This window comes from Diaminobutyricimonas sp. LJ205, assembly GCF_009755725.1.
GTDB lineage: Bacteria > Actinomycetota > Actinomycetes > Actinomycetales > Microbacteriaceae > Ruicaihuangia.
Window position 1 is genome coordinate 331283 of sequence record NZ_CP046619.1, and the last position, 20997, is coordinate 352279.

A 20997-nucleotide genomic window follows, 5' to 3' on the forward strand; every position below is an offset into this window, starting at 1 on the left:
TCGAGGCCAGTCGCCCGCGAGGTCTTTCGGCGGCCGATGCACCGCACGGACGGCTGTGGATGGCGGCATCCGGTGTCGGATGCGCCGACTACGCTGTAGGCGTGGTCACCGCCCTCTACCGTCGCTATCGCCCCGAGTCGTTCGCCGAACTCATCGGGCAGTCGCAGGTGACCGATCCGCTGCGCACCGCACTGCGCACCGACCGGGTCAACCATGCCTACTTGTTCAGCGGGCCGCGCGGCTGTGGCAAGACCACCTCCGCGCGCATTCTCGCTCGCTGCCTGAACTGTGCCGAGGGACCGACCGACACCCCCTGCGGCGTCTGCCCCAGCTGTGTCGAGCTCGGTCGCGACGGCGGCGGTTCGCTGGATGTCGTCGAGATCGACGCTGCCAGCCACAACGGTGTCGATGACGCCCGCGACCTGCGGGAGCGCGCCGTGTTCGCGCCCGCCCGCGACCGGTTCAAGATCTTCATCCTCGACGAGGCGCACATGGTGACGCCGCAGGGCTTCAACGCGCTGCTGAAGATCGTCGAAGAGCCGCCGGAGCACGTCAAGTTCATCTTCGCGACCACCGAGCCCGAGAAGGTCATCGGCACGATCCGGTCGCGCACGCACCACTACCCGTTCCGGCTGGTGCCGCCCGCGCAGATGCTCGAGTACGTGCAGCAGCTCTGCGACAGCGAGGGCGTCACGGTTGCTGCCGGGGTGCTGCCGCTGGTGGTCCGCGCCGGAGGCGGATCGGTGCGCGACACCCTGTCGCTGCTGGACCAGCTGATCGCCGGGTCGGAGAACAACTCGGTCGAGTACGAGCGCGCCGTCGCGCTGCTCGGCTACACCCACGGCGCGCTGCTCGACGAGGTCGTTGACGCGATCGGCGCCCGCGATGCCGGGGCGGTCTTCTCCTCGATCGACCGTGTCGTGCAGACCGGGCAGGACCCGCGCCGCTTCGTCGAGGATCTGCTTGAGCGGCTCCGCGACCTGATCGTCGTGGCGGCCACCCGCGAGAACGCCGCATCCGTGCTGCGCGGCATCCCGCAGGACGAACTCGACAACATGACCCAGCAGGCGCAGAAGTTCGGCACCGCCGAGCTCTCCCGCGCGGCCGACATCGTCAACACCGCGCTGACCGAGATGACGGGGGCGACCAGCCCGCGCCTGCACCTCGAACTGATGGCGGCACGCCTGCTGATCCCCGCCTCCGACGACACCGAGCGCGGCGCGCTCGCCCGTGTCGAGCGCCTGGAACGCCGGGTCGGAATGGCGACGGATGCCGCATCCTCCGCCCCGCCGAGGGCCGAGCCCGCCGCGCCGGAGCCTGCTGCGGCCGCGCGTCGCGAGCCCGCTCCCGCTGCCCGGCGCGAGGCGACCCCGTCCCCCGCAGCCCGGCCGGCGACGCCTGTCCCGGGGTCTGACGGCACAGCCGCGCCCGCCTCGAAGCCAGCCGCCTCTACCGCCGAGCCCGCGTCCACCCCGCCTGTCTCTGCCGCCGAGCCCGCCCCGCGCGTCGAGGCGGAGGCCCCGGCTGCACCGACCGCAGTCGGGCCGTTGACGTTGCAGCAGGTGCGGGACGCCTGGCCCGAGATTCTTGATAGCGTGCAGAAGGCCAGGCGGAGCGCCTGGACGGTCGTGTTCACCTCGCAGGCCCGCGACCTCAAGGGCGACGTGCTCACGGTCACCTTCCCCAGCCAGGTTGACGTCGAGAGCTTCAAGGTGCAGGGCCTCGACAGTGTCAGCGAGTACCTGCGCAAGGCGATCCTCGACGTTCTCGGCGTCCGCGTGAAATTCATCGCCAAGGTCGAGAGCGCCGGCGGCGGGCACGCGAGCCCTGCTGCTCCGACCGCAGCTGCTCCGACCGCGGCGGCCCCGACCAGTGTGCCCAGCGCGGAGGCTCCGCACGACCCGTACCCGGCTTCGGAGCCGGCTGTCCCGGCTGAGCCGGCGGCCGGCGGCTGGGAGGTCGCACAGATCCCTGGTGCGAAGCCACTAGCCGAGGCCGTGGTGCCGCAGGCTACGTCGTCCGCTTCAGCCTCAGTCGCCGCGCCATCCGGTTCGACTGCGCAAATTTCCCGATCGGCTCCGGGTGCGCCATCCGTCCCGTCCGCACCCGCGCCGAACGGCCGGCAGCGGTACGGCGAGTCAGTGGTGCGCGAGATCCTCGGCGCGAACTTCATCGAGGAACAGGCGATTGTGCCGCAGTCAAGGAGCGAGTTCTAGTTGTACGAAGGCATCGTCCAGGAGCTGATCGACGAACTCGGCCGGCTACCCGGCATCGGACCGAAGTCGGCGCAGCGGATTGCGTTCCATATCCTGCAGACTGAGAGCGTCGACGTGACGCGGCTCGCTCAGGTGCTGCTCGAGGTCAAAGAGAAGGTGCGTTTCTGCGCGATCTGCGGCAACGTCTCCGAGCACGAGACGTGCTCGATCTGCCGTGACCCGCGCCGTCAGCCGCAAACCATTTGTGTCGTCGAAGAAGCCAAGGACGTGGTCGCGATCGAGCGCACCCGTGAGTTCCGCGGGCTGTACCACGTGCTCGGCGGAGCGATCAGCCCGATCGATGGCATCGGCCCCGACGACCTGCGCATCCGGCAGTTGCTGCAACGCCTCGCCGACGGCACGGTCACCGAGGTGATCATCGCCACCGACCCGAACCTCGAGGGCGAGGCGACGGCGACGTACCTGACGCGGATGCTGCAGCAGCCGGGTCTGCGGGTCACCCGCCTTGCCTCCGGGCTGCCCGTCGGCGGCGACCTGGAGTATGCCGACGAGGTCACCCTCGGCCGGGCCTTCGAGGGCCGCCGACTCGTCGAGAACTAGCCGACTCGACGAGAAAGAGGCAAAGAAAGACCGGCGGGGCACAGCCCGCCGGTCTTCTGGTCAGTGCACGGCTTCCGGACTAGCGGCGCCCGCGCCCTGTCTCCGTGTCATCCACGTCGGTGTCGATCTTCTCCTTGCGCACCTGTTCGTTCACCGTTTCCTCTTCGGTCACGGTGTCCGTCTCAAGGCGCACTCGCTCCACCGGCACGGTCTTCTTCTCGACCACCGGTGTCTCAGCGTGCAGCGTCACGTCGTGCTCTGCCTCGCTGATGTCCTGACCGCGGAGCGCCTCGTCGACGTTCTCGTCGGTGATGGGCTCGCGCACCACGCGGACTTCTTCGTGGCTGACGGGAACCGTGGTCTGCACGTTCTCAGTAACGACGAACTTCCGCAGGTGGGCGTGGCCCGTGGCGTGACGTTCCTTGCCTACGCGGAGCTGCTCCTCTGAGCGGGTCATCGCGTCGTCCGTCGACCGTCCCTCGCGGTAATCCGTTCCCTCGCGGTAGTCGGTTCCGCTGGTGCCCGTGTAATCGCGGGTATCAGTGTCCGCGTAGTCCGCTTCGGACACGTGGTAGTACTCGTAAAGCCGGTCTTCCTCGGCTTCGTCGAGATGGCGGTCTGCATCGATTCGGGGAGCATCCTTGACTGTCGCCTTGTCGAACGTCACCTTCAGGCGCTCGCCCTCCAAGATGGCGTCACGCAACGGAACGAACGATTCGGACGTGCCCCACAGGCCGGTCATCACGGTCACCCACTCGGGCTTTCCGGTCTTGTCGTCCAAATAGACCTGGCCGACCTTTCCGATCTTGCTGCCACTCGGGTCGATTACCTCGACCTTTTGTTCCATCAACCGTTGAACTTCTTCTGTGCGGATCATCGTGCCCTCTAACTTCGTTTCGGGTGTTGGGCATCCATTAAGAGCACGCGGTTCTCGGTATGGGAACACCTACCCGGCCAACTGCCAGCGCGCGGTCAGCGGCCGGTCAGCGGGCTGCCAGCGCGCTAACAGCGCGCCGTCAGCGCGCGGGGAAGTGAGCACCCGCGCGCTGAAGCGCGCTCACGCCGGATACGCGGCGCGGTCGACCTTCCGGTGGAAACGCGTCCCCATGAACCCGCCGAGGATCGCTCCGCCGAGCGCGGCGAGTGCCACGATGATCGCGGTCACGATTCCGCCGACGGTCAGATCTCCCTCGTTGAGCGGGATGCGCGGGAACACATTCACATTCGCGAACAGGTCGTACTGAGTCCCGGCGATGAGCCCGATCAGGGCGACAATGATCGCGATCACCAGAGCCCACAGCCACACGGCGATTCCTTGGCGCACGCCGTTGAACCTGGCCATCCGGCCGGCGACGTAGCCGCCGCAGTAATACGCGACGAACATCACGAGGATGATCAGGATGCCGCCGACGATGCCAACTGTCTGTACTTCGCCCTCAGTGGCTTCCTCCACGTCGACGCCGGTGGCCAGCCCGAGGGCCGTCCCGGCGGCAGCCAGCAGGGCCGTCAATAGCACGGCCATGCCCACCGCGGCGAGCCAGCCGAAGAATGCCGATCCGATCTTGATGCCGCCGTACTCTTCCCTTTCCCGGGCAACAGCTGCGTCGTGTACTGCGCGGGTGTCCCCGCGAGCTACCGAGTCGCGATCGTCCCCGGGCACGGATGCCCCGGTCGAACGATTTCGATCATCATTGATACTCATCTGTTCTTCTCCGTTCGCACGGTCTTGAGGAACCTCCATTAACCCCCGCGGTACGAAGGTTGCCAACCCCGCCGCCGTGCGCGCGTAATGCCCAGCGACGCTGAATTAGAATGGGGCGTCGCCCCCCAGTAACCAGGAGAACCCGTGAGCTTGATCGTCCAGAAGTACGGTGGGTCTTCCGTCGCGGACGCAGAAAGCATCAAGCGTGTCGCCAAGCGGATCGTAGAGTCCCGTCGTGCCGGCAACGACGTGGTCGTTGTGGTGAGTGCGATGGGCGACACCACCGATGAGCTGCTCGACCTCGCGTCCGAGGTGACGCCGATCCCGGAACCGCGTGAACTGGACATGCTGCTCACCGCCGGGGAGCGCATCTCGATGGCGCTGCTCGCCATGACGATAAAGGGCATGGGGCACGACGCGCGCAGCTTCACCGGCAGCCAGGCCGGCATGATCACCGACGCGCAGCACGGAGCCGCGCGCATCGTCGACGTGACCCCGGTACGTCTGCGCGACGCTCTCGATGAAGGCGCGATCGTCATCGTCGCCGGATTCCAGGGATTCAATCGCGACACCAAGGACATCACCACCCTCGGTCGTGGTGGGTCAGACACGAGTGCGGTCGCGCTCGCCGCGGCGCTGGACGCGGATATCTGCGAGATTTACACCGACGTCGATGGTGTCTACACCGCCGACCCGCGGGTCGTGAAAGCCGCGACGAAGATCGACCGCATCTCCAGTGAGGAGATGCTGGAGCTCGCCGCGGCGGGATCGAAGGTGCTGTACATTCGTGCCGTCGAGTTCGCCCGTCGGCACGGCGTCACACTGCATGTTCGCTCCTCGTTCAACAACAACGAGGGCACCCTGGTGGTCAATCCACAGGACGGAGACAAAGTGGAAGAGTCAATCATCTCGGGCGTCGCAGCTGACCTGAGCGAGGCGAAGATCACGGTCGTTGGTGTGCCCGACATCCCGGGCAAGGCCGCGCAGATCTTCACGATCCTCGGCAAGGCGGGCGCGAACATCGACATGATCGTTCAGAACGTTTCGGCGGCGGAGACCGGACGCACCGACATCTCCTTCACGCTGCCGAAGGCGCAGGGCCCGATCGCCCTGCAGGCACTGCGCAGTGAGCGGGATGCCGTCGGCTTCGACACGCTGCAGTACGACGACCAGATCGGCAAGCTAGCGCTGGTCGGCGCCGGCATGCGTACCAACGCGGGCGTCTCGGCGAAGCTGTTCCAGGCACTGTCCGACGCGGGCATCAACATCGAGATGATCTCCACCAGTGAGATCCGCATCTCGGTTGTCACTCGCGCCGACACCATCAACGACGCCGTCCGCGTCGTGCACACCGCGTTCGGGCTTGACGGCGATGCTGAAGCCGTCGTGCATGCCGGAACCGGCCGTTAGAAAGAGGAATACCCGTGGCTGAAGGACTGAACGTCGGCGTTGTCGGCGCAACCGGGCAGGTCGGAGCGGTCATTCTTCGATTGCTCCAGGAGCGCGAATTCCCGATCCGGAGCATCCGACTCTTCGCGACCGCCCGCAGCGCGGGCAAGACCCTGCCGTTCAAGGGCGAGGACGTGCTGGTCGAGGATGTCGAGACCGCCGACCCGACAGGACTCGACATTGCGCTGTTCAGCGCCGGCGCCACCGGAAGCCGCGCGCAGGCACCTCGGTTCGCCGCAGCGGGTGTGACCGTGATCGACAACTCCAGCGCATGGCGCATGGACCCGGATGTGCCGCTGGTGGTCAGCGAGGTCAACCCGCACGCGATCGATGAAGCCAGGAAGGGCATCATCGCGAACCCGAACTGCACCACCATGGCTGCGATGCCGGTGCTCAAGGTGCTGAGCGAAGAAGCAGGTCTCGAGCGGCTGATCGTGACCACCTTCCAGGCCGTGTCCGGCAGCGGCCTCGCCGGTGCCGACGAGCTCATCTCGCAGGTGCGCGCCGTGGTCGACCAGAACCTGGAAGGCCTCGTTCACGACGGTCGTGCCGTCGACTTCCCCGAGCCGGTGAAGTACGTCAAGCCGATCGCGTTCGACGTGGTGCCGCTCGCCGGCTCGATCGTCGACGACGGCCTGTACGAGACCGACGAAGAGAAGAAGCTGCGCAACGAGAGCCGCAAGATCCTCGAGCTGCCCGAACTGCTCGTGAGCGGAACCTGCGTGCGCGTGCCGGTGGTCACTGGACACTCGCTGTCGATCAACGCCGAGTTCGGTGCGGAGATCACCCCCGAGCGGGCGATGGAACTGCTGGCGGATGCCCCGGGCGTCGCGCTCTCCGAGGTGCCGACCCCGCTCGAGGCGGCCGGTCAGGACCCGAGTTTCGTCGGTCGTATCCGTCAGGACCCGGGCGTCCCGGGCAACCGTGGTCTCGCCCTGTTCGTGTCGAACGACAACCTGCGCAAGGGTGCCGCCCTGAACGCGGTGCAGATCGCGGAACTGATCGCCGCTCGCGCGGTGGCGTCCCTCTAGTTCGCAGAACTACCGGAGTTTTACTGCCGGAACACGAACTGCCGGAGATTTTCTCCGGCAGTTCTGTGTTTCTCCGGTAGTTCTCCGGCGTTTACGGCGAGTCAGCCCTCACGCGCCGCGGGCAAGTTCCCCGTCACGGAGCGCCGCACGAATCGTTTGAAGTGTGGTCGCCCAGTCTTTGACGACATCGTGATAGCCGAATCGGAGGACGACGTACCCTTCTCGCACGAGCCGGTTGGTACGCATGCGATCAGCCTGCGGGTCATGCCACTTGTCGCCGTCGAGTTCGATCACGAGCCATCCGCCCAAGACGATGTCTACTCGATCCGGCCCGATCTGGACTTGCTGAGCTAACCGGTATCCGAGATCTTCGAGTCGCATCCTGGCCAGGGTTTCCAAGCCGGAGCCGTCCAACCAGGTGAATCGGTTGCGCAGGTGCTGCAGTCGCGAGGGGAGCCGTTCGAACACGAGCATCGCCGAGTGCCGGGTGAGCAGCTTCTTGTGCACAGCGCTCGAGATCGCCGCGACCACCTGCTCGGCGGATTCAGTCAGGCAGAAGCGGAACAACGCGTCGGTAATCGATACGCGCCACGCGGGTTCGTCGGGTCGGAGCCGGCTGAATTGCGCCCAGTGCAGAACTACACCACTCGGGCTCTCGAAGTGCTTCAGGAGCGCAAACGCCCCGAGCATGGTGGTTGGTCTGTACTGCCGCTGCTTGGCGTGCGGCGAAAGCTGCAAGTGGATACGCTGATCCGTGCCTGCCCAGACGTCGTAGGTGCGAAGTGCGGTTGCGGCAGTCAGACGTGCTCCGCGACACACCGCGAGGACCGCGATCTGCAAGGCGGCGGTCGTTGCGAGCCAGCCGCGGCGTGCCACAAGGAGCGATCCTCTCTGAATCGCGGCATCGATTTCGCGACGGCTGTACCCGAGTGCGAGCAGCTGAGCCCTTGGGGCCAGGTACCCGAGCGTGGAGAATGCTGGACGTTGCGGCATCCGCTCATCCTCCGCGAATTCGAACTCCTCGATGCGGGAGGCAGGGCACACGGGGGAGTCCGGACAGCGGGGGCTCGTGGGGAGGACCGGATGTCGCCGCCGAACTACCGGAGAAACTCAGAACTACCGGAGCAAAACTCCGTCAGTTCCGGTACATCCGGAAGAAACTCCGGTCGTTCGGGAGGAGGGCCTTCCGTTCTGAGACGACCCGCCGGATCGCGCCGGTCAGCGCGCCAGCAGCTCGGTGATCTTCTCGCCGAGCGGCTCGCCCAGAGTCGCGCTGAAGGTTGCGGTCATGTGGTGCGAGTCACGGTAGACGAGGGTGTTGCCGATCACCGCGGGGCAGGACTCGTCGTCGCAGAAGTAGGGGATGAAGTCGAGGTACTTGTCCCCGGCGGCTTCCTGCTCCGCCGCGCGGATCTCCTTGTTGATCGCCTCCACCGCTGGGCGGGCACACTCGAGCGCGTCATCGAGGTTGTTCGACAGGCAGATCGCGGGCGTCGTGCCCATGTCCGGGATGTCGGAGATCACGGCGGTGGTCGACTCCACTGGCAGCGCCTCGAGGGTGGTCTGCAGCCCGGTCTTCCAGTCCTCGACGAAGTTGTCGTCGCCGCCGACGAGGTCGGCGTGACCGTAGTTCGCGAGCAGCACCAGATCGGGCGGCGTTGCGTTCAGCCGCTCGATAACCCCATCACGCCATTCGTGGCACGAGGTGTACTCCGAGCCGTCCCGCAGCAGCTGCAGCGACACCGACGGGCAGGAACTCTTGGTGTTCGAGTCCAGACGGATCTGGCCGGCCTGGGCGAGGGTCTCCAATGCGGGGTACCACGAAGCGGCGTGTGAGTCGCCGAACAACGCCACCACCGGAGCATCCGGGTTGTCGCCGATCTGGCAGCCACTCGGGTCGGTGGAACTGAAGTCTCCGTGACATCCGGCCGCATAGATCGACGGATTGTCGTCCTCGGCTTCCTGCAGCGTCGGCTGCAGGTTGTCGGGCACGTACTCGGTGCCGACGACGGATGCCGCGGACCCGGCGGCGACCGTCTCGGCATCCCGACCCGAGCCGAGCTGCGTGTTCTGCGTGAGCACGAGGGTGCCTGCGGTGAGCGCGAGCACGGTGACGGAGGCCAGCCCGCCGATGGCCAACGACCGCCGAGGCTTATGCCCCGCCCAGAACTCCGCGCGGCGGGCCGGGTTCTCAACGAAGGTGTAGACGATGTGGGCGAGGGGGATCGCCACGAGCGCGAGGAGCGCCTTGTCGATCGGCAACAGCGGGTTGCCCAGGCCGACCGCCGCCTGCGGGATGACCAGCAGTGGCCAGTGCACCAGGTACAGCGAGTACGAGATCATGCCGAACCACTGCATCGGCTTCAGGCTGAGCAGGCCGTTCGGGCTGAACCGGTTGGCGCTCGTGCAGCCGATGATGACCGCGACGGTGCCGAGCACCGGAAGCAGTGCACTCACCCCGGGGAAGACAGTTCCGGCGTCGTAGAAGACCGCGGCGCCCAGAAGTGCGGCAAGGCCCACCCAGCCGAGCAAGGCGGCCGGGATGCCCTGCAGCCAGCGGTGCGATCCGGCCAGGACGAAGGCCAGCAGTCCGCCGATGCCGAGCTCCCAGGCGCGGGACGGCAGCGAGAAGAACGCCCACGGCTGGCTCTGGCCCATCAGCCACAGGCAGTACACGAACGAGCCGACGACCAGCAGCGTGAGCAGGACCAGCAGGCCGGTCCGCGACTTGCGCACCAGCACGAAGCCGAGGGCAAGGATCGCCGGCCAGAACAGGTAGAACTGCTCCTCGATTCCCAGTGACCAGTAGTGCTGGAACATCGATGGCGCGGTCTCGGCCAGGTAGTCGGTGTCTTCCATGGCGAACCACATGTTTGGCACATACAGCGCGGTCGCCATCGCGTCCCGCAGCACCGTCTGCAGTTGCAGGGGCGGCACCCAGATGAACGCCGCCGCCAGGGTGAGCACCAGGACCACAATCGAGGCCGGAAGGATGCGGCGGATGCGCTTGGCGTAGAAGTCGCCGAAGTTGATCCGTCCATCGCGCTCGAGGGAGCGGAGCAGCCCGCCGGTGATCAGAAAGCCGGAGACAACGAAGAAGATGTCCACGCCGACATAGCCGCCCGGCAGGAACGTGGCCCCTGCGTGATAGACGAGAACCAGCAGCACTGCGATTGCCCTCAGCCCTTGAATGTCCGACCTAAAGGCACTCTTGCTGCTGGTACTCACGATCCCCCTCTTGCTGAACCCCCCGACTCTCGCGATGGGTCAACAGCCAGAATGGCATACTTATCGGCCCCTGTTTGGGGGCCGACTCCGAGGTTCACATACTGTTAACGCGAGGTATTGTCGCGCGCGGCTCGGGCGCAAGGCGGGTGTCAAAGTGGCCGTTGTGCCGCCGCTAAGCTGAAAGGGTGACTAAACCCATCGACGTAGCTCTCATCGGTGGGGGCATTATGAGTGCGACCCTCGGTGCCATGCTCAAGCAGCTGGAACCGACATGGGACATCCAGATCTTCGAACGTCTCGGCGACGTTGCCCGCGAAAGCTCCAACCCGTGGAACAACGCCGGTACCGGTCATGCTGCCCTCTGTGAGTTGAACTACACGCCGCAGAAGCCCGACGGTTCCATCGACATCAGCAAGGCCGTCGACATCAACGAGCAGTTCCAGGTGTCGCGGCAGTTCTGGTCGTACCTCATTGACGAGGGTTTGCTGCCGGACCCGTCGTCGTTCATCAACAACGTGCCGCACATGAGCTTCGTCTGGGGTGAGGCGAACGTCGAGTACCTGCGCAAGCGGTACGAGGCGCTCAAGGATCACCCGCTGTTCAAGGGCATGGAGTACACCGAGGACGCCCGCGTCATCCGGCAGTGGAGCCCGCTGCTGATCCCCGGGCGCGCGAAGGCGCAGCCGATCGCGGCAACGCGCATTGACACCGGCACCGACGTGGACTTCGGCGCCCTGACCAGGCACCTGATTGAGTACCTCACCGACAATGGGGCGAGGATGCTCCGCGAGCACCAGGTGACCGGGCTCAAGAAGACCAAGGATGGCCTCTGGCGGATCAGCACCCGCCATCTCGTCGGACGGACCCCCGCGCAGTACACCGCACGGTTCGTGTTCGTCGGCGCGGGCGGGTACGCCCTGAACCTGCTGCAGAAGTCCGGCATCCCCGAGATCAAGGGGTTCGCCGGCTTTCCAATCAGCGGCCACTTCCTGCGCACCGATGAGCCGGCTGTGGTTGCGAAGCACAACGCCAAGGTCTACGGCAAAGCCGCGGTCGGCGCCCCGCCGATGTCGGTGCCGCACCTGGACACCCGAATCGTCGACGGATCGCCGAGCCTGATGTTCGGCCCGTACGCCGGCTTCAGCCCGAAGTTCCTCAAGGCGGGCACCTACTTCGACCTGTTCGCGTCGATCCGCTGGCACAACCTGGTGCCGATGATGCGCGTGGGCCTGACCAACCTCGATCTGGTGAAGTACCTGATCACCGAGGTGTTCGCTTCGCGGTCGAAGAAGTTCCGCGCGCTCAAGGAATTCGTGCCGAACGGCGACATGAAGGACTGGTACCAGATCACCGCAGGCCAGCGTGTTCAGGTGATCAAGAAGGATGCCGAAGGCAAGGGCGTGCTGCAGTTCGGCACCGAGGTGGTTGCCGCCGCCGACGGTTCCATCGCCGGCCTGCTCGGTGCCTCGCCGGGTGCCTCGACCGCCGTGCCGATCATGTTCCAGCTCATGGAGCGCTGCTTCCCCGAGCGGATGGTTGCCTGGCAGCCGCAGCTGAAGAAGATGGTGCCCTCGTACGGCAGCCGGTTGAGCGACGACAACGCGACGGCCACAAAGGCACTGACGCGCACCGCACAGGTTCTGCAACTCCAGGCTTGACCGATGTTCGAACGTATGTTCGAATGGATGAGTGCGATGGAATGGGCAGCAGCTTGACGCGGTTCAGGATGCCGCGCTGCCTGGGCTTGCCCGGCTGAACAACCTCGTCCGAACCGTGCGCACGCCCGAGTTCGACGGCATCACCTTCTACGAAATACTCGCGAAGACCGCGCTGAACCACGTTCCCGGGCAGAGCGCCATGCCATTCGGCTGGACCATCAACCCGTATCGGGGCTGCAGCCATGCGTGTGTCTATTGCTTCGCTCGCAACACTCACACCTATCTCGACCTCGACTCCGGACGCGACTTCGACAGCCAGCTCATCGTCAAGGTCAACGTGGCCGAGGTACTCGCCAAGGAACTCGCCAAGCCGAGCTGGGGCAGGCATCCGGTGGCTCTGGGCACCAACACAGACCCATACCAGCGTGCTGAGGGCCGCTACCGGCTGATGCCGGGAATCATCGCCGCGCTCGCGGAATCAGGGACACCCCTGTCAATCCTGACCAAGGGCTCACTGTTGCGGCGCGATCTGCCGCTGCTGGCCGAGGCCCACGAGCGCGTGCCCGTCGATCTGGCGATGTCGATCGCCGTGTTCGACGATGAGTTGCAGCAGTCGATCGAGCCCGGCACGCCGAGTGTGAAGGCGCGCCTGGCGACGGTGACTGCAGTGCGCGAGGTCGGCCTCGATTGCACGGTGTTCATGATGCCGATCCTGCCGTTCCTCACCGACACGAAGGCGCACCTCGACGAGGCGCTGAGGCGGATCAAGGCCGCCGGGGCAACCAGTGTCGTGTACAGCGCGCTGCACCTGCGACCCGGAGCGAAGGAGTGGTACTTGCACTGGGTGGAGCAGCAGCATCCGGAGCTTTCCGCGAAGTATCGCGCCATGTATCGCACGTCGTACGCGCCGAAGGAGTACCGCACGTGGCTGGCGGCCCGGATCAAACCGCTGATTCGCGCGCACGGACTCGAGCGCGGCCGCGAGGACCCGGCGACCGGGGGAGTGCGTTCGAAAGCCCTGGGCTCGATGCGGGATGCCGAGGGCGAGCGCTCGCTGATCGCCGAGGAGTTGCCGCCGAGCATGGCGGCGCAGGGGCAGCCCACGCTGTTCTAGTTCCTCGACCCGCCCGGTCGGCGCTGCCATAATGCAGAAACCACACCGGGGGAGGGGAGCCCATGTCGCTTGGACTGCCCGCGCACCTCGCCCCAGGGACGATCAGCCGGGCGCTCGCCCGGGCGTCGCACGGGGTCGCCGCGTCGTCGCTCGCCGTCGCCGCCGTGATTGTGGCGATGCTGCAGGTGGAGAACCCCGAGTTGATCCTGCTTCCGGCGATCCTTGCGCTGGTGCCCATCGGGATTGCGCTTGTCATGCATGAGCAGCGCCGGAGCATCTCGAGCGCCGCCGCCTATCTGCTGGTCGGAGCAGCGGCGACCTACTGGTTCGTTGTGACGCTGTCGGGTCAGTACCCGGCGATAGCCTCGACCGCTGCATTCACCATCGGTCAACTGAAAATTGCGCTGATTCTCGTCGCGCACGGCCGCAGCGGTTGGACCCGGCTCGGGTGGTGCACCACCGGGTACGTCGCGGCTGAGCTGGCCGTGCTCATCGCGATTGCGCAGACCGGTGGCGAACTCAGGTTCGACCTGCCCACGATGGTCGTATTCTTCTGCGTCGCCGTCATGTGCGCGGTGTCAGGCTCGGTTGCCCCGCAGGTCGACCGGGCCCGTCCCGCGTTGCACCGCGCAATCCAGGACGAGGAGGTGGCGGGCGTGCGGGAACGAGAACGAACCACGGTGACCGCGCTCGTTCACGACACCATTCTGAACACCTTGACCGCGATCGCGGCGACGCCGCCCGGTGAGCTGTCGAGTCGGCTGCAGGAACAGATTGAGAAAGACCTAGCCCAGGTCGCGGCTAGCGATCTCGCAGTCCAGACCGCCGAGCCGGGCGACCGGCGGTCGCGGCTGCTGGAGGTCCTCAACGAGTGCGCGCAACTCGGTCTCGAGATCGAGACCACTGGCGAGATCGCAGCACTCGACCGGCTGGGCGTCGAGCCGGAGTCCGCGCTTGCGCTCGCCGTCAAGCAGTGCTTGGTCAATGTTGCGACACACGCTGGCACGACGCAGGCGCAGGTAGCGATCTACGGCGGAGAAGCGGATGTCTCCGTACTGGTCATCGATACTGGGCGCGGGTTCGGCACTGACGACGCACCCGCAGATCGGCTTGGCATGCGCATGTCCGTGCATCGTCGGGTCGCCGCTGTGGGTGGCTCCACGCGGGTGTGGTCGACGCCCGGACGCGGCACCGCGGTCCTCATGGAGGTCCCGGTGGATGGGAGGCCTGCGGATGACTGAATCGACCATGCAGCGCTGGGACCCGGTGAGCGGGCTTCGGGCTCGCTCGGTCGCCTACGTGCTGGCGCCGCTGGCGTTCCTGTTCGCCTTGGCCATGACGATCGCCGGTCCCACGCCGACCGCTTCCGCATGGGCAGCCGGCGCAGCGCTGGTGGCTCTCGGGGCGGCTTGCGCGCTGCTGATGGTCGCGTCCGACCCGCTGCGGGCGCCGTACTCCCGAGCGGCCCACCTGGGTGTGATCGGGCTCGGACTCGGTGCGGTGCTGCTGAACGCGATCGCGATGTCGGGAGAGGGCCTGCACCACCCGCGCGAGCATTGGGGCCCCATTGCATTCGGGATTCTGGTGGTGGCCCACACTCCCTTCCGTCCGTCACGTGAGATCGTCCTGCTGGGCGTGTTCGGTGCCGGCTGGGCCGGTTGGGCAACTTCGCTGGACCCGCACCTGCACGCCGTCCCCGTGGGGCTGTCGCCTGTGATTGGGGCGGGGCCGGTCGTCGGGCTGACGATTTTCGCGGCGCTCCTCGCCGACTCGATGATCCGCGCGCTGCGCCGCTGGCACGAGGTGGTCACGCCGGCCGCTCGGGCCCTCGTCGCCAAGGGGCGCGAGGGCATCTCCCGCACGGTGCGGCAGCAGCAGGTCACCGCCCTCAATCAAGAAGTCGTGCCGTTCCTGTTCCGGCTGCTTGAGAGTGGCCAGACCACCGATGGTGACCGGGAAGAGGCCCTGCGCATCGCCGATGGTGTCCGCGCGTCGCTGGTAGCCGCGAGCGAACGAAGCTGGTTGGACGAACTCGTCGAACGCGAACTCGGGCTCGGCCGAGTTGACGACCCCGAATACCTTGCCGAGGCCATGGCACCCGACCAGCGGACCGCTTTTCGGGCATTGATCGTGGCCGTGGCGAGACACCCGGGATTCCACGCTCCCGCATTCGACCTGCGTCTCCGCTCCGAACATGGGCGGGCAGAGGCGACGGTCGTGGCCATGGTTCGCGGACCCGAGCATGCGGTGCGTAGCGAGTTCGCCCCCTACTTCGCTGTGATGCGAGTCGTCTTCACTGACCTTCAGATCGACGGAGAGCACCCTCTGCGCCGACTAAAGTTTTCTTATGGCCACTAGTGACGTTGGCGCGGACGTGCCCGCGCCCGGAAGCAACCGACGAGTGCGCCTGGCCCTGCTTGATGACCATGAGGTGCTGCTCGACAGCATGAGCAGTTGGATCATCGCCAATGCCCCTGATTTCCACCTCGTCCTCAGCGCGAAGAGCTGGATCGAGATGGTGCACAGCGACAATTTCCCGACGGACCTGGTCTTCATCGACTTTCAGCTCAACGAGCCGGTCTCGATTGAGGCGAGGGTTCGCACCTGCCGCGCCGCGGGAGCCACCGTCATCGTGCTCAGTGGCCTGGACACCAACGACGCCCGCGAACGTGCCCTGGCGGCCGGTGCGGCGGCGTTCCTGCCGAAGACACTGTCGATGCCAGAAGTGATGGACGCAGCGCGCGAGATCATGGGTGTCTCCCGCGATTCATCCCTCCAGCGGGATTGGCGTCCGCTGCCGATTGGCGCGACCAATCCGACGAAGCCGAAGCTCAGCGCCGGCGAGGAAGACGCCTTCCGGCTGTACGTGCGCGGGTTCTCGACCAGCGAGGTCGCGCAGCAGATGAACGTGCAATACGAAACGGCGAAAACTTACCTGCGCCGCGTGCGGGAGAAGTACGCGCGCGTGGGACGACCGGCGAGCCGTAAGGCGGAACTGATCCGTCGCGCAGCCGAGGACGGGTACCTGCAGTAGTGGCGAAGCTTTACTTCCGCTATGGAGCGATGAACAGCGGCAAGAGCACCTCACTGCTCCAGGCGGCATTCAACTATGAGGAGCGCGGACAGCACGTGCTGCTGACCAAGCCTCGGATCGACACCAAGGGCGAGGCATCCATCGTCTCCCGGCTCGGCGTCACCCGCCCGGTCGATTTCACCGTCGGGCCGGACGAGGACATCCATGCATTGTTCGCCGTCGAGCGGCAGCGGGTGCAGCGCGAGACAGGGGCGGATGTCGCGTGCCTGCTGGTCGATGAGGCGCAGTTCTTCTCGGCAGCGCAGGTCGACGACATGCTGCGCATTGCCGTACTCGACGACGTGCCGGTGATGGCGTACGGCATCCGTACCGACTTCCAGACGGCGGCGTTCCCCGGCAGTCAGCGCATGCTCGAGATTGCGCATTCGCTCGAGGAGCTGAAGACGATTTGCCGCTGTGGCCGCAAGGCGGTGTTCAACGCGCGTCAGGTCGACGGCCGGTTCGTGTTCGCCGGTGACCAGGTCGCTATCGACGGCGGGCACGTCACCTACGAGTCGCTGTGCGCGGTCTGCTACCTCGAGGAGAGCGGCGGCCAGCTCGGCTCACCCCAAACCGGTGGTTGAGGAGCTCAACCAGAAAAGGCCGCCCTACGGGCGGCCTTTTCGTTTGGTCGGGGTAACAGGATTTGAACCTGCGGCCTCGTCGTCCCGAACGACGCGCGCTACCAAGCTGCGCCATACCCCGATGTTGCGTGGCAACTCGTCAAGAATACCCGATATCCGACGCGGTCAGTGTCACGAGTACGGCTTCGGGTGGGCAGGCGAACCGTACGGGCGCGTAAATGCTGGTGCCGAGCCCGGCGGAAACGTTCAGATACGACGAGCCGCGCGCGTGGTGCCAGGTGCTGAGGCCCTGCGCCTTGCTGTGCGGGATGTCGCAGTTGACCACGAGCGCGCCGACGCCAGGCATCCGAACCTGGCCGCCGTGCGTGTGTCCGGCGAAGATCATCTCGGCGCCATTGGTGACGAACGAGTTGAGCACGCGCCGGTAGGGGGCGTGGGTGACACCGATGGTGACCGCCTCCGAGGGGTTCGGTTCGTCCTGCCAGCCGACGTTCTCGCGCATCTCGTCGATCGCGCCGGGCAGCTTGTCCAGCCGGTCCCAGCCGCGGTGAGCGTCGTTGGTGCCGAAGAACTCGATGTTCGAGCCCTTGATGGTGATCGCCCGGGCAGTGTTGTTGAGGCTCAGCCAGCCGAGCGACTGCTCGAAGTAGTGCTCAAGCGCCGGGGTGTCGAGGTTGGTCGACCGCGGCTTGTGCGAGGAGGGTCCGCTGAAGTACTTCAGCGGGTTCTTCGCCACCGGGCCGTAGTAGTCGTTCGAGCCGTGCACGTAGACGCCCGGCACGTCGCGGAACGGTTCAAGCGCCTGCTCCAGCCCGCTGAGGCCGTCTACGTGCCCGAGGTTGTCGCCGGTGTTCACGATCAGGTCGGGCTCGAGCCGCGCCAGGTCGCGCACCCAGTTCTGCTTCGCGGTCTGCCATGGAGCCATGTGCAGGTCGGACAGGTGCAGCACCGCCACTGGCCGTGCGCCGGGTTCCAGGATCGGCACGAACTCGTGTCTCACCCGGAATGCGTTCCGCTCGACCAGTGATGCATAGGCAAGGGTCGCCGATGCGGCCACCGTGACGACGGCTGCTGCGGTCAGCGGACCGCGCGCTGATGCCGCCACGCTAATCGTTGCCTCCGCCGCCGTTGCCTCCGCCGCCACCCGGATTGCCGGTGCAGAGCACAGTGAGCGTCACGGCGGCGTTCCTCGCGGTCGCGGCACCCGCTGCCGGGTCAGACCCCTCGACCATGCAGGTGCCCTTGTCCTGACCGTCGCGGTAGTTCACCTTGATAGAGCTCTGGTCGAAACCGGCGTCCTTCAGGGCGTTCTGCGCCGCCTTCAGTTCCTGACCGACCACGTTCGGCATGGTCGCGCCCTGCGATCCGTCGCTCGTGTAGATCGTGATGATCCGTCCACGCGGTGCACTCGCGCCAGCGCCCGGGTCGGTGTGCGCGACCCGGCCGGGCGCCACGGGGGATGCCACTGTGCCCCCGTCCGCGGTGGTGAAGCCGAGGCCCTGCAGGATCTGCTTGGCCTGCTCCGGCGTCTCGCCGGAGACATCCGGAACCGGGTTGTTGTTACCGCTCAGGTAGTTCGACTTCGGCGCGGGCCAGTCCTCGCCGCCCCGCCAGTCGTTCCAGACCCTGAACATCTCACTCGTGACGCGGTGACGCAGGTTGCTCGCGGTCGTGCCGGAGACGTTGGTGCGGTTCAATCGCTGGCTGCCGACGACATTGCCGATCCAGACCGCGCTGGCGACGGTGCTCGTCGCCGCGCCCATCCAAGTCTGCTTGTAGTCGTCGGTCGATCCGGTCTTACCGAACATCGGTGCGCCGGACACGCGGGACGCGCTACCGGTACCACCGGAGAGCACGCCCTTCAGTGCGTAGACCATCGCGTCGGCAACCTCGGGGTCGAGCGCCTGGCTGCACTGCGTCACAGGCGGGGTGATCTCCTCGCCGTTCGACTTGACGACCCGGTCGATCACGATCGGCGAGCAGTATTCGCCGCGCGCCGCGATCGTGGCGAACGCGCCGGCGATGGTCAGCGGGGCGAAGTCTTCGGAACCACCGATAACGGACGATGGGTTCTCCATCATCCCCTCACCGTTCTTCGGCCCTTTTGCTTCGTGCATGCCCATCGCGGCCGCGGTGGCCTCGATGTCGCAGAGATCCATTTCGGTCGCCATGTTGAGGAAGGCGAGGTTGACCGAGCTTGCCGTTGCCTGCAGCACCGATACCGACGCGGGCGAGGCGCCCGAGTTTTTCGGCCGGTACCCGTTGGATCCGACCGGGGTGCCACAGTACTCGTGGTCCCCGACGTTGAATGTGCGCACCGCGCCGGAGACATGCTCATTGAGGCCATGGCCGGACTTCAGCCACTCGGCGAGCGTGAAGATCTTGAATGTCGATCCGGCTTGGAAGCCGCTCGAGCCGCCGCGGTCGAAGTCGGTGCTGTAGTTCACGGACGTTGTGCCCGGGCCGCCGCCGTCGGCGGTGTCATCGAACGTGGTGTTCTGAGCCATGTACAGCACCCGGCCGGTGCCCGGCTCGACAGCGGTTGCCACGCCACCGATCTGGAAACGGTCGTCGGTGGGCGGAACCCACTTCGACAGCGACGCCTGCGCATGGTTCTGCATGTTCAGGTCGATGGTCGTGTAGACGTCGAAGCCGTTGCGGAAGTTGGCACGGCGCTCTTCCGGGGTCGCTCCGAACGCCTCATGGGCGAGCAGCGTCTTGACGACGTTGTCACAGAAGTACGGGCCGGTAGTCGCGCTCATGCAACCGGTGTTCAGCGGCTGCAGGTTCGGCTGGATTGGCGTGGCGATGGCCGCGTCGAACTCTTCCTGGGTGATCGAGCCGTACTTGAACATCTGGTTCAGGATGTAGTCGCGGCGCGCGTGGTTGCGCTCGAAGTTCTCTTCCTTGTCCAGGCTGCGCGCGTTCGGTGCCTGCACCATCGCGATGAGGCTCGCTGCCTGCGCGGGGCTGAGCTCGGCCGAGGTGATGCCGAAGTAGCGCTGGGCGGCGGCTTCGATGCCGTAGGTCACACCGCCGAAGTGGGCGATGTTCAGGTAGCTCAGCAGGATGGTCTGCTTGTCGTATTCCTTCTCGAGGCCGATCGCGAGCTTCATCTCCTTGAGCTTGCGATCCATCGTCTGGCGAGTGGCCTCCTTATAGGCGGCACTGCGCTCTTCGGGGTCGGTGAGCCGGTTCGCGGCCTCGACGTTGATGTTCTTGATCAGCTGCATCGTGAGGGTCGAACCACCACTCTCGATGTCCCCAGAGGCAAGGTTGCCGACCAGCGCGCGCATCACCGACTGGAGGTCGACGCCACCGTGCTCATAGAACCGGGCGTCTTCGCCGAAGACAGCGGCATCCTTCGCGTACTGCGAGATCTGGTCCCAGCCGACTTCTTCGCGGTTGGTCTCGAAGATGGTGGCGAACGGCACTTGCTGACCGTCCTGCAGGCCGTACAGGGTGACGCGCTGGGCGAGGTCGTCACCGAGCGTGGCGTACTCGGGCAGCTCGTTGAAGATGCCGATCGAGTTGTTTGCTGTCATACCCGTGACCGCGATAGCGGGGGTGACCATTACGGCTACCAGCAGACCAGCAAGTCCACTGAAGCCGAGCATTCCCAAGATGGCTCCAAGCGCACCCGAGCGCTTCGTTTTTTGGGCAGACATACCAGTAGGGTACGGGATGACCTGTGACGCCAAGCTGAACGGACCGGTGCAATGCGTACTTGGGAATATCTGACAACACCGTTGATCGTGCACAACACGGCAGCGATCCTCAACAACTGGGGAGAGCAGGGCTGGGAGCTCGTGCAAGTCGTGCAGGGTCCGGAGGGCGGCCTTGTCGCCTACCTGAAGCGGGAGAAGGTGTCCGAATGAGCCAGGTTGTGAACCGGCTCAAGGAGCTCGGACTCACCCTCCCCGCCGTCTCCGCCCCGGCCGGCGCCTACGTTCCCGCCGTGGTGTCCGGCAATCTGGTCTTCACCGCTGGTCAGCTGCCCTACGTCGACGGCGTGCTGAACGCCACCGGCAAGGTCGGCTCGGAAATCTCGGCCGAGGATGCCGCGGGCCTCGCCCGCACCTGTGCGCTGAACGCCCTGGCCGCGGCGGCGTCGGTGATCGGATCGCTTGACCGGGTGACTCGCGTGGTCAAGGTCGTCGGCTTCGTGGCATCCGACCCGGCCTTCACCGGGCAGCCCGGCGTGATCAACGGTGCCTCGAACCTGCTCGGCGAGGTGTTCGGCGAGGCCGGGCAGCATGCCCGCTCCGCCGTCGGCGTCGCGGCACTGCCGCTCGACTCGCCTGTCGAGGTTGAGCTGATCCTCGAGTTCGCGTAACCACCG

At 66.1% G+C, this 20997-nt stretch carries 17 protein-coding genes, 1 tRNA gene and 1 pseudogene; 12 read left to right on the forward strand and 7 right to left on the reverse strand.

All coding sequences use genetic code 11. The features are described 5' to 3' along the window. The first annotated feature begins 101 nt into the window (after positions 1-101). A complete protein-coding gene (locus tag GO591_RS01675) occupies positions 102-2216 on the forward strand; it encodes a DNA polymerase III subunit gamma and tau (protein WP_157155217.1) in 2115 nt (704 codons plus the stop codon). Next, a complete protein-coding gene (gene recR / locus GO591_RS01680) occupies positions 2217-2816 on the forward strand; it encodes a recombination mediator RecR (protein WP_157155218.1) in 600 nt (199 codons plus the stop codon). It abuts the gene before it with no gap. 79 nt (positions 2817-2895) lie between these two features. Here the strand turns inward: recR and GO591_RS01685 are convergent, their stop codons facing one another. Next, entirely contained in the window at positions 2896-3663 is a 768-nt protein-coding gene (locus GO591_RS01685; protein WP_347877687.1) for a PRC and DUF2382 domain-containing protein, read from the reverse strand. A 210-nt stretch (positions 3664-3873) separates the two neighbouring features. Continuing rightward, a complete protein-coding gene (locus GO591_RS01690) occupies positions 3874-4518 on the reverse strand; it encodes a hypothetical protein (RefSeq protein WP_157155220.1) in 645 nt (214 codons plus the stop codon). A gap of 144 nt (positions 4519-4662) precedes the next feature. Between GO591_RS01690 and GO591_RS01695 the strand changes: the two genes are divergently transcribed. Both GO591_RS01695 and GO591_RS01700 read left to right on the forward strand, forming a co-directional pair. Then, on the forward strand, positions 4663-5928 hold the full coding sequence (locus GO591_RS01695) for an aspartate kinase (RefSeq protein ID WP_157155221.1): 1266 nt from the start codon (positions 4663-4665) through the stop codon (positions 5926-5928). A 14-nt stretch (positions 5929-5942) separates the two neighbouring features. Then, positions 5943-6998, forward strand: coding sequence for an aspartate-semialdehyde dehydrogenase (locus tag GO591_RS01700; protein WP_198295524.1), 1056 nt, complete (start codon positions 5943-5945; stop codon positions 6996-6998). A 108-nt stretch (positions 6999-7106) separates the two neighbouring features. Here the strand turns inward: GO591_RS01700 and GO591_RS01705 are convergent, their stop codons facing one another. Both GO591_RS01705 and GO591_RS01710 read right to left on the reverse strand, forming a co-directional pair. Further along, positions 7107-7991 carry an endonuclease domain-containing protein gene (locus GO591_RS01705; protein WP_157155222.1) on the reverse strand — a complete coding sequence of 295 codons (885 nt, stop codon included), beginning with the start codon at positions 7989-7991 and terminating at the stop codon, positions 7107-7109. A 225-nt stretch (positions 7992-8216) separates the two neighbouring features. Next, on the reverse strand, positions 8217-10226 hold the full coding sequence (locus tag GO591_RS01710) for an acyltransferase family protein (RefSeq protein ID WP_232466235.1): 2010 nt from the start codon (positions 10224-10226) through the stop codon (positions 8217-8219). A gap of 185 nt (positions 10227-10411) precedes the next feature. On the opposite strand from GO591_RS01710, the gene GO591_RS01715 reads away from it, so the two are divergent. The 6 genes from GO591_RS01715 to GO591_RS01740 all read left to right on the forward strand — a co-directional run bounded on the left by GO591_RS01715 (position 10412) and on the right by GO591_RS01740 (position 16655). Further along, the gene (locus GO591_RS01715) at positions 10412-11884 is read left to right on the forward strand and encodes a malate:quinone oxidoreductase (RefSeq protein WP_157155223.1); all 1473 of its coding nucleotides are present in this window, start codon (positions 10412-10414) and stop codon (positions 11882-11884) included. A gap of 31 nt (positions 11885-11915) precedes the next feature. Then, on the forward strand, positions 11916-12998 hold the full coding sequence (locus GO591_RS01720; protein WP_157155224.1) for an Rv2578c family radical SAM protein: 1083 nt from the start codon (positions 11916-11918) through the stop codon (positions 12996-12998). 62 nt (positions 12999-13060) lie between these two features. Beyond that, positions 13061-14239: a sensor histidine kinase gene (locus tag GO591_RS01725; RefSeq protein ID WP_157155225.1), complete on the forward strand. Its 1179-nt coding sequence runs from the start codon at positions 13061-13063 to the stop codon at positions 14237-14239. Further along, a complete protein-coding gene (locus tag GO591_RS01730) occupies positions 14232-15356 on the forward strand; it encodes a hypothetical protein (protein ID WP_157155226.1) in 1125 nt (374 codons plus the stop codon). The genes GO591_RS01725 and GO591_RS01730 overlap by 8 nt, the downstream gene beginning before the upstream one ends. Continuing rightward, positions 15346-16032, forward strand: coding sequence for a response regulator transcription factor (locus tag GO591_RS01735; protein ID WP_157155227.1), 687 nt, complete (start codon positions 15346-15348; stop codon positions 16030-16032). Before GO591_RS01730 ends, GO591_RS01735 begins: the two co-directional genes overlap by 11 nt. Beyond that, positions 16032-16655, forward strand: a complete 624-nt coding sequence (locus tag GO591_RS01740; RefSeq protein ID WP_157155228.1) for a thymidine kinase — start codon at positions 16032-16034, stop codon at positions 16653-16655. The genes GO591_RS01735 and GO591_RS01740 overlap by 1 nt, the downstream gene beginning before the upstream one ends. 44 nt (positions 16656-16699) lie before the next feature. Here the strand turns inward: GO591_RS01740 and GO591_RS01745 are convergent. The 3 genes from GO591_RS01745 to GO591_RS01755 form a co-directional block, all read right to left on the reverse strand. Beyond that, a tRNA-Pro gene (locus GO591_RS01745) sits at positions 16700-16776 on the reverse strand. An 18-nt stretch (positions 16777-16794) separates the two neighbouring features. Next, on the reverse strand, positions 16795-17766 hold the full coding sequence (locus GO591_RS01750) for a metallophosphoesterase (protein WP_157157726.1): 972 nt from the start codon (positions 17764-17766) through the stop codon (positions 16795-16797). After that, complete coding sequence (locus GO591_RS01755; protein ID WP_157155229.1) at positions 17762-20323, reverse strand: transglycosylase domain-containing protein; 2562 nt, start codon at positions 20321-20323, stop codon at positions 17762-17764. The genes GO591_RS01750 and GO591_RS01755 overlap by 5 nt, the downstream gene beginning before the upstream one ends. A gap of 51 nt (positions 20324-20374) precedes the next feature. Between GO591_RS01755 and GO591_RS01760 the strand changes: the two are divergent. After that, positions 20375-20515, forward strand: a pseudogene (locus GO591_RS01760) (DUF4177 domain-containing protein); the annotation flags it as partial. A gap of 14 nt (positions 20516-20529) precedes the next feature. Continuing rightward, positions 20530-20991 carry a RidA family protein gene (locus GO591_RS01765; protein ID WP_157155231.1) on the forward strand — a complete coding sequence of 154 codons (462 nt, stop codon included), beginning with the start codon at positions 20530-20532 and terminating at the stop codon, positions 20989-20991. The last annotated feature ends 6 nt before the right edge of the window (positions 20992-20997 follow it).

What these genes read in the sequence shown, in the direction of transcription:
- GO591_RS01685 (WP_347877687.1), bottom strand. Translation starts at nt 3,663, where the DNA reads ATGGAACAAAAGGTCGAGGTAATCGACCCGAGTGGCAGCAAGATCGGA.
- GO591_RS01735 (WP_157155227.1), top strand. Translation starts at nt 15,346, where the DNA reads ATGGCCACTAGTGACGTTGGCGCGGACGTGCCCGCGCCCGGAAGCAAC.
- GO591_RS01690 (WP_157155220.1), bottom strand. Translation starts at nt 4,518, where the DNA reads ATGAGTATCAATGATGATCGAAATCGTTCGACCGGGGCATCCGTGCCC.
- GO591_RS01730 (WP_157155226.1), top strand. Translation starts at nt 14,232, where the DNA reads ATGACTGAATCGACCATGCAGCGCTGGGACCCGGTGAGCGGGCTTCGG.
- GO591_RS01755 (WP_157155229.1), bottom strand. Translation starts at nt 20,323, where the DNA reads ATGTCTGCCCAAAAAACGAAGCGCTCGGGTGCGCTTGGAGCCATCTTG.
- GO591_RS01725 (WP_157155225.1), top strand. Translation starts at nt 13,061, where the DNA reads ATGTCGCTTGGACTGCCCGCGCACCTCGCCCCAGGGACGATCAGCCGG.
- GO591_RS01705 (WP_157155222.1), bottom strand. Translation starts at nt 7,991, where the DNA reads ATGCCGCAACGTCCAGCATTCTCCACGCTCGGGTACCTGGCCCCAAGG.
- GO591_RS01765 (WP_157155231.1), top strand. Translation starts at nt 20,530, where the DNA reads ATGAGCCAGGTTGTGAACCGGCTCAAGGAGCTCGGACTCACCCTCCCC.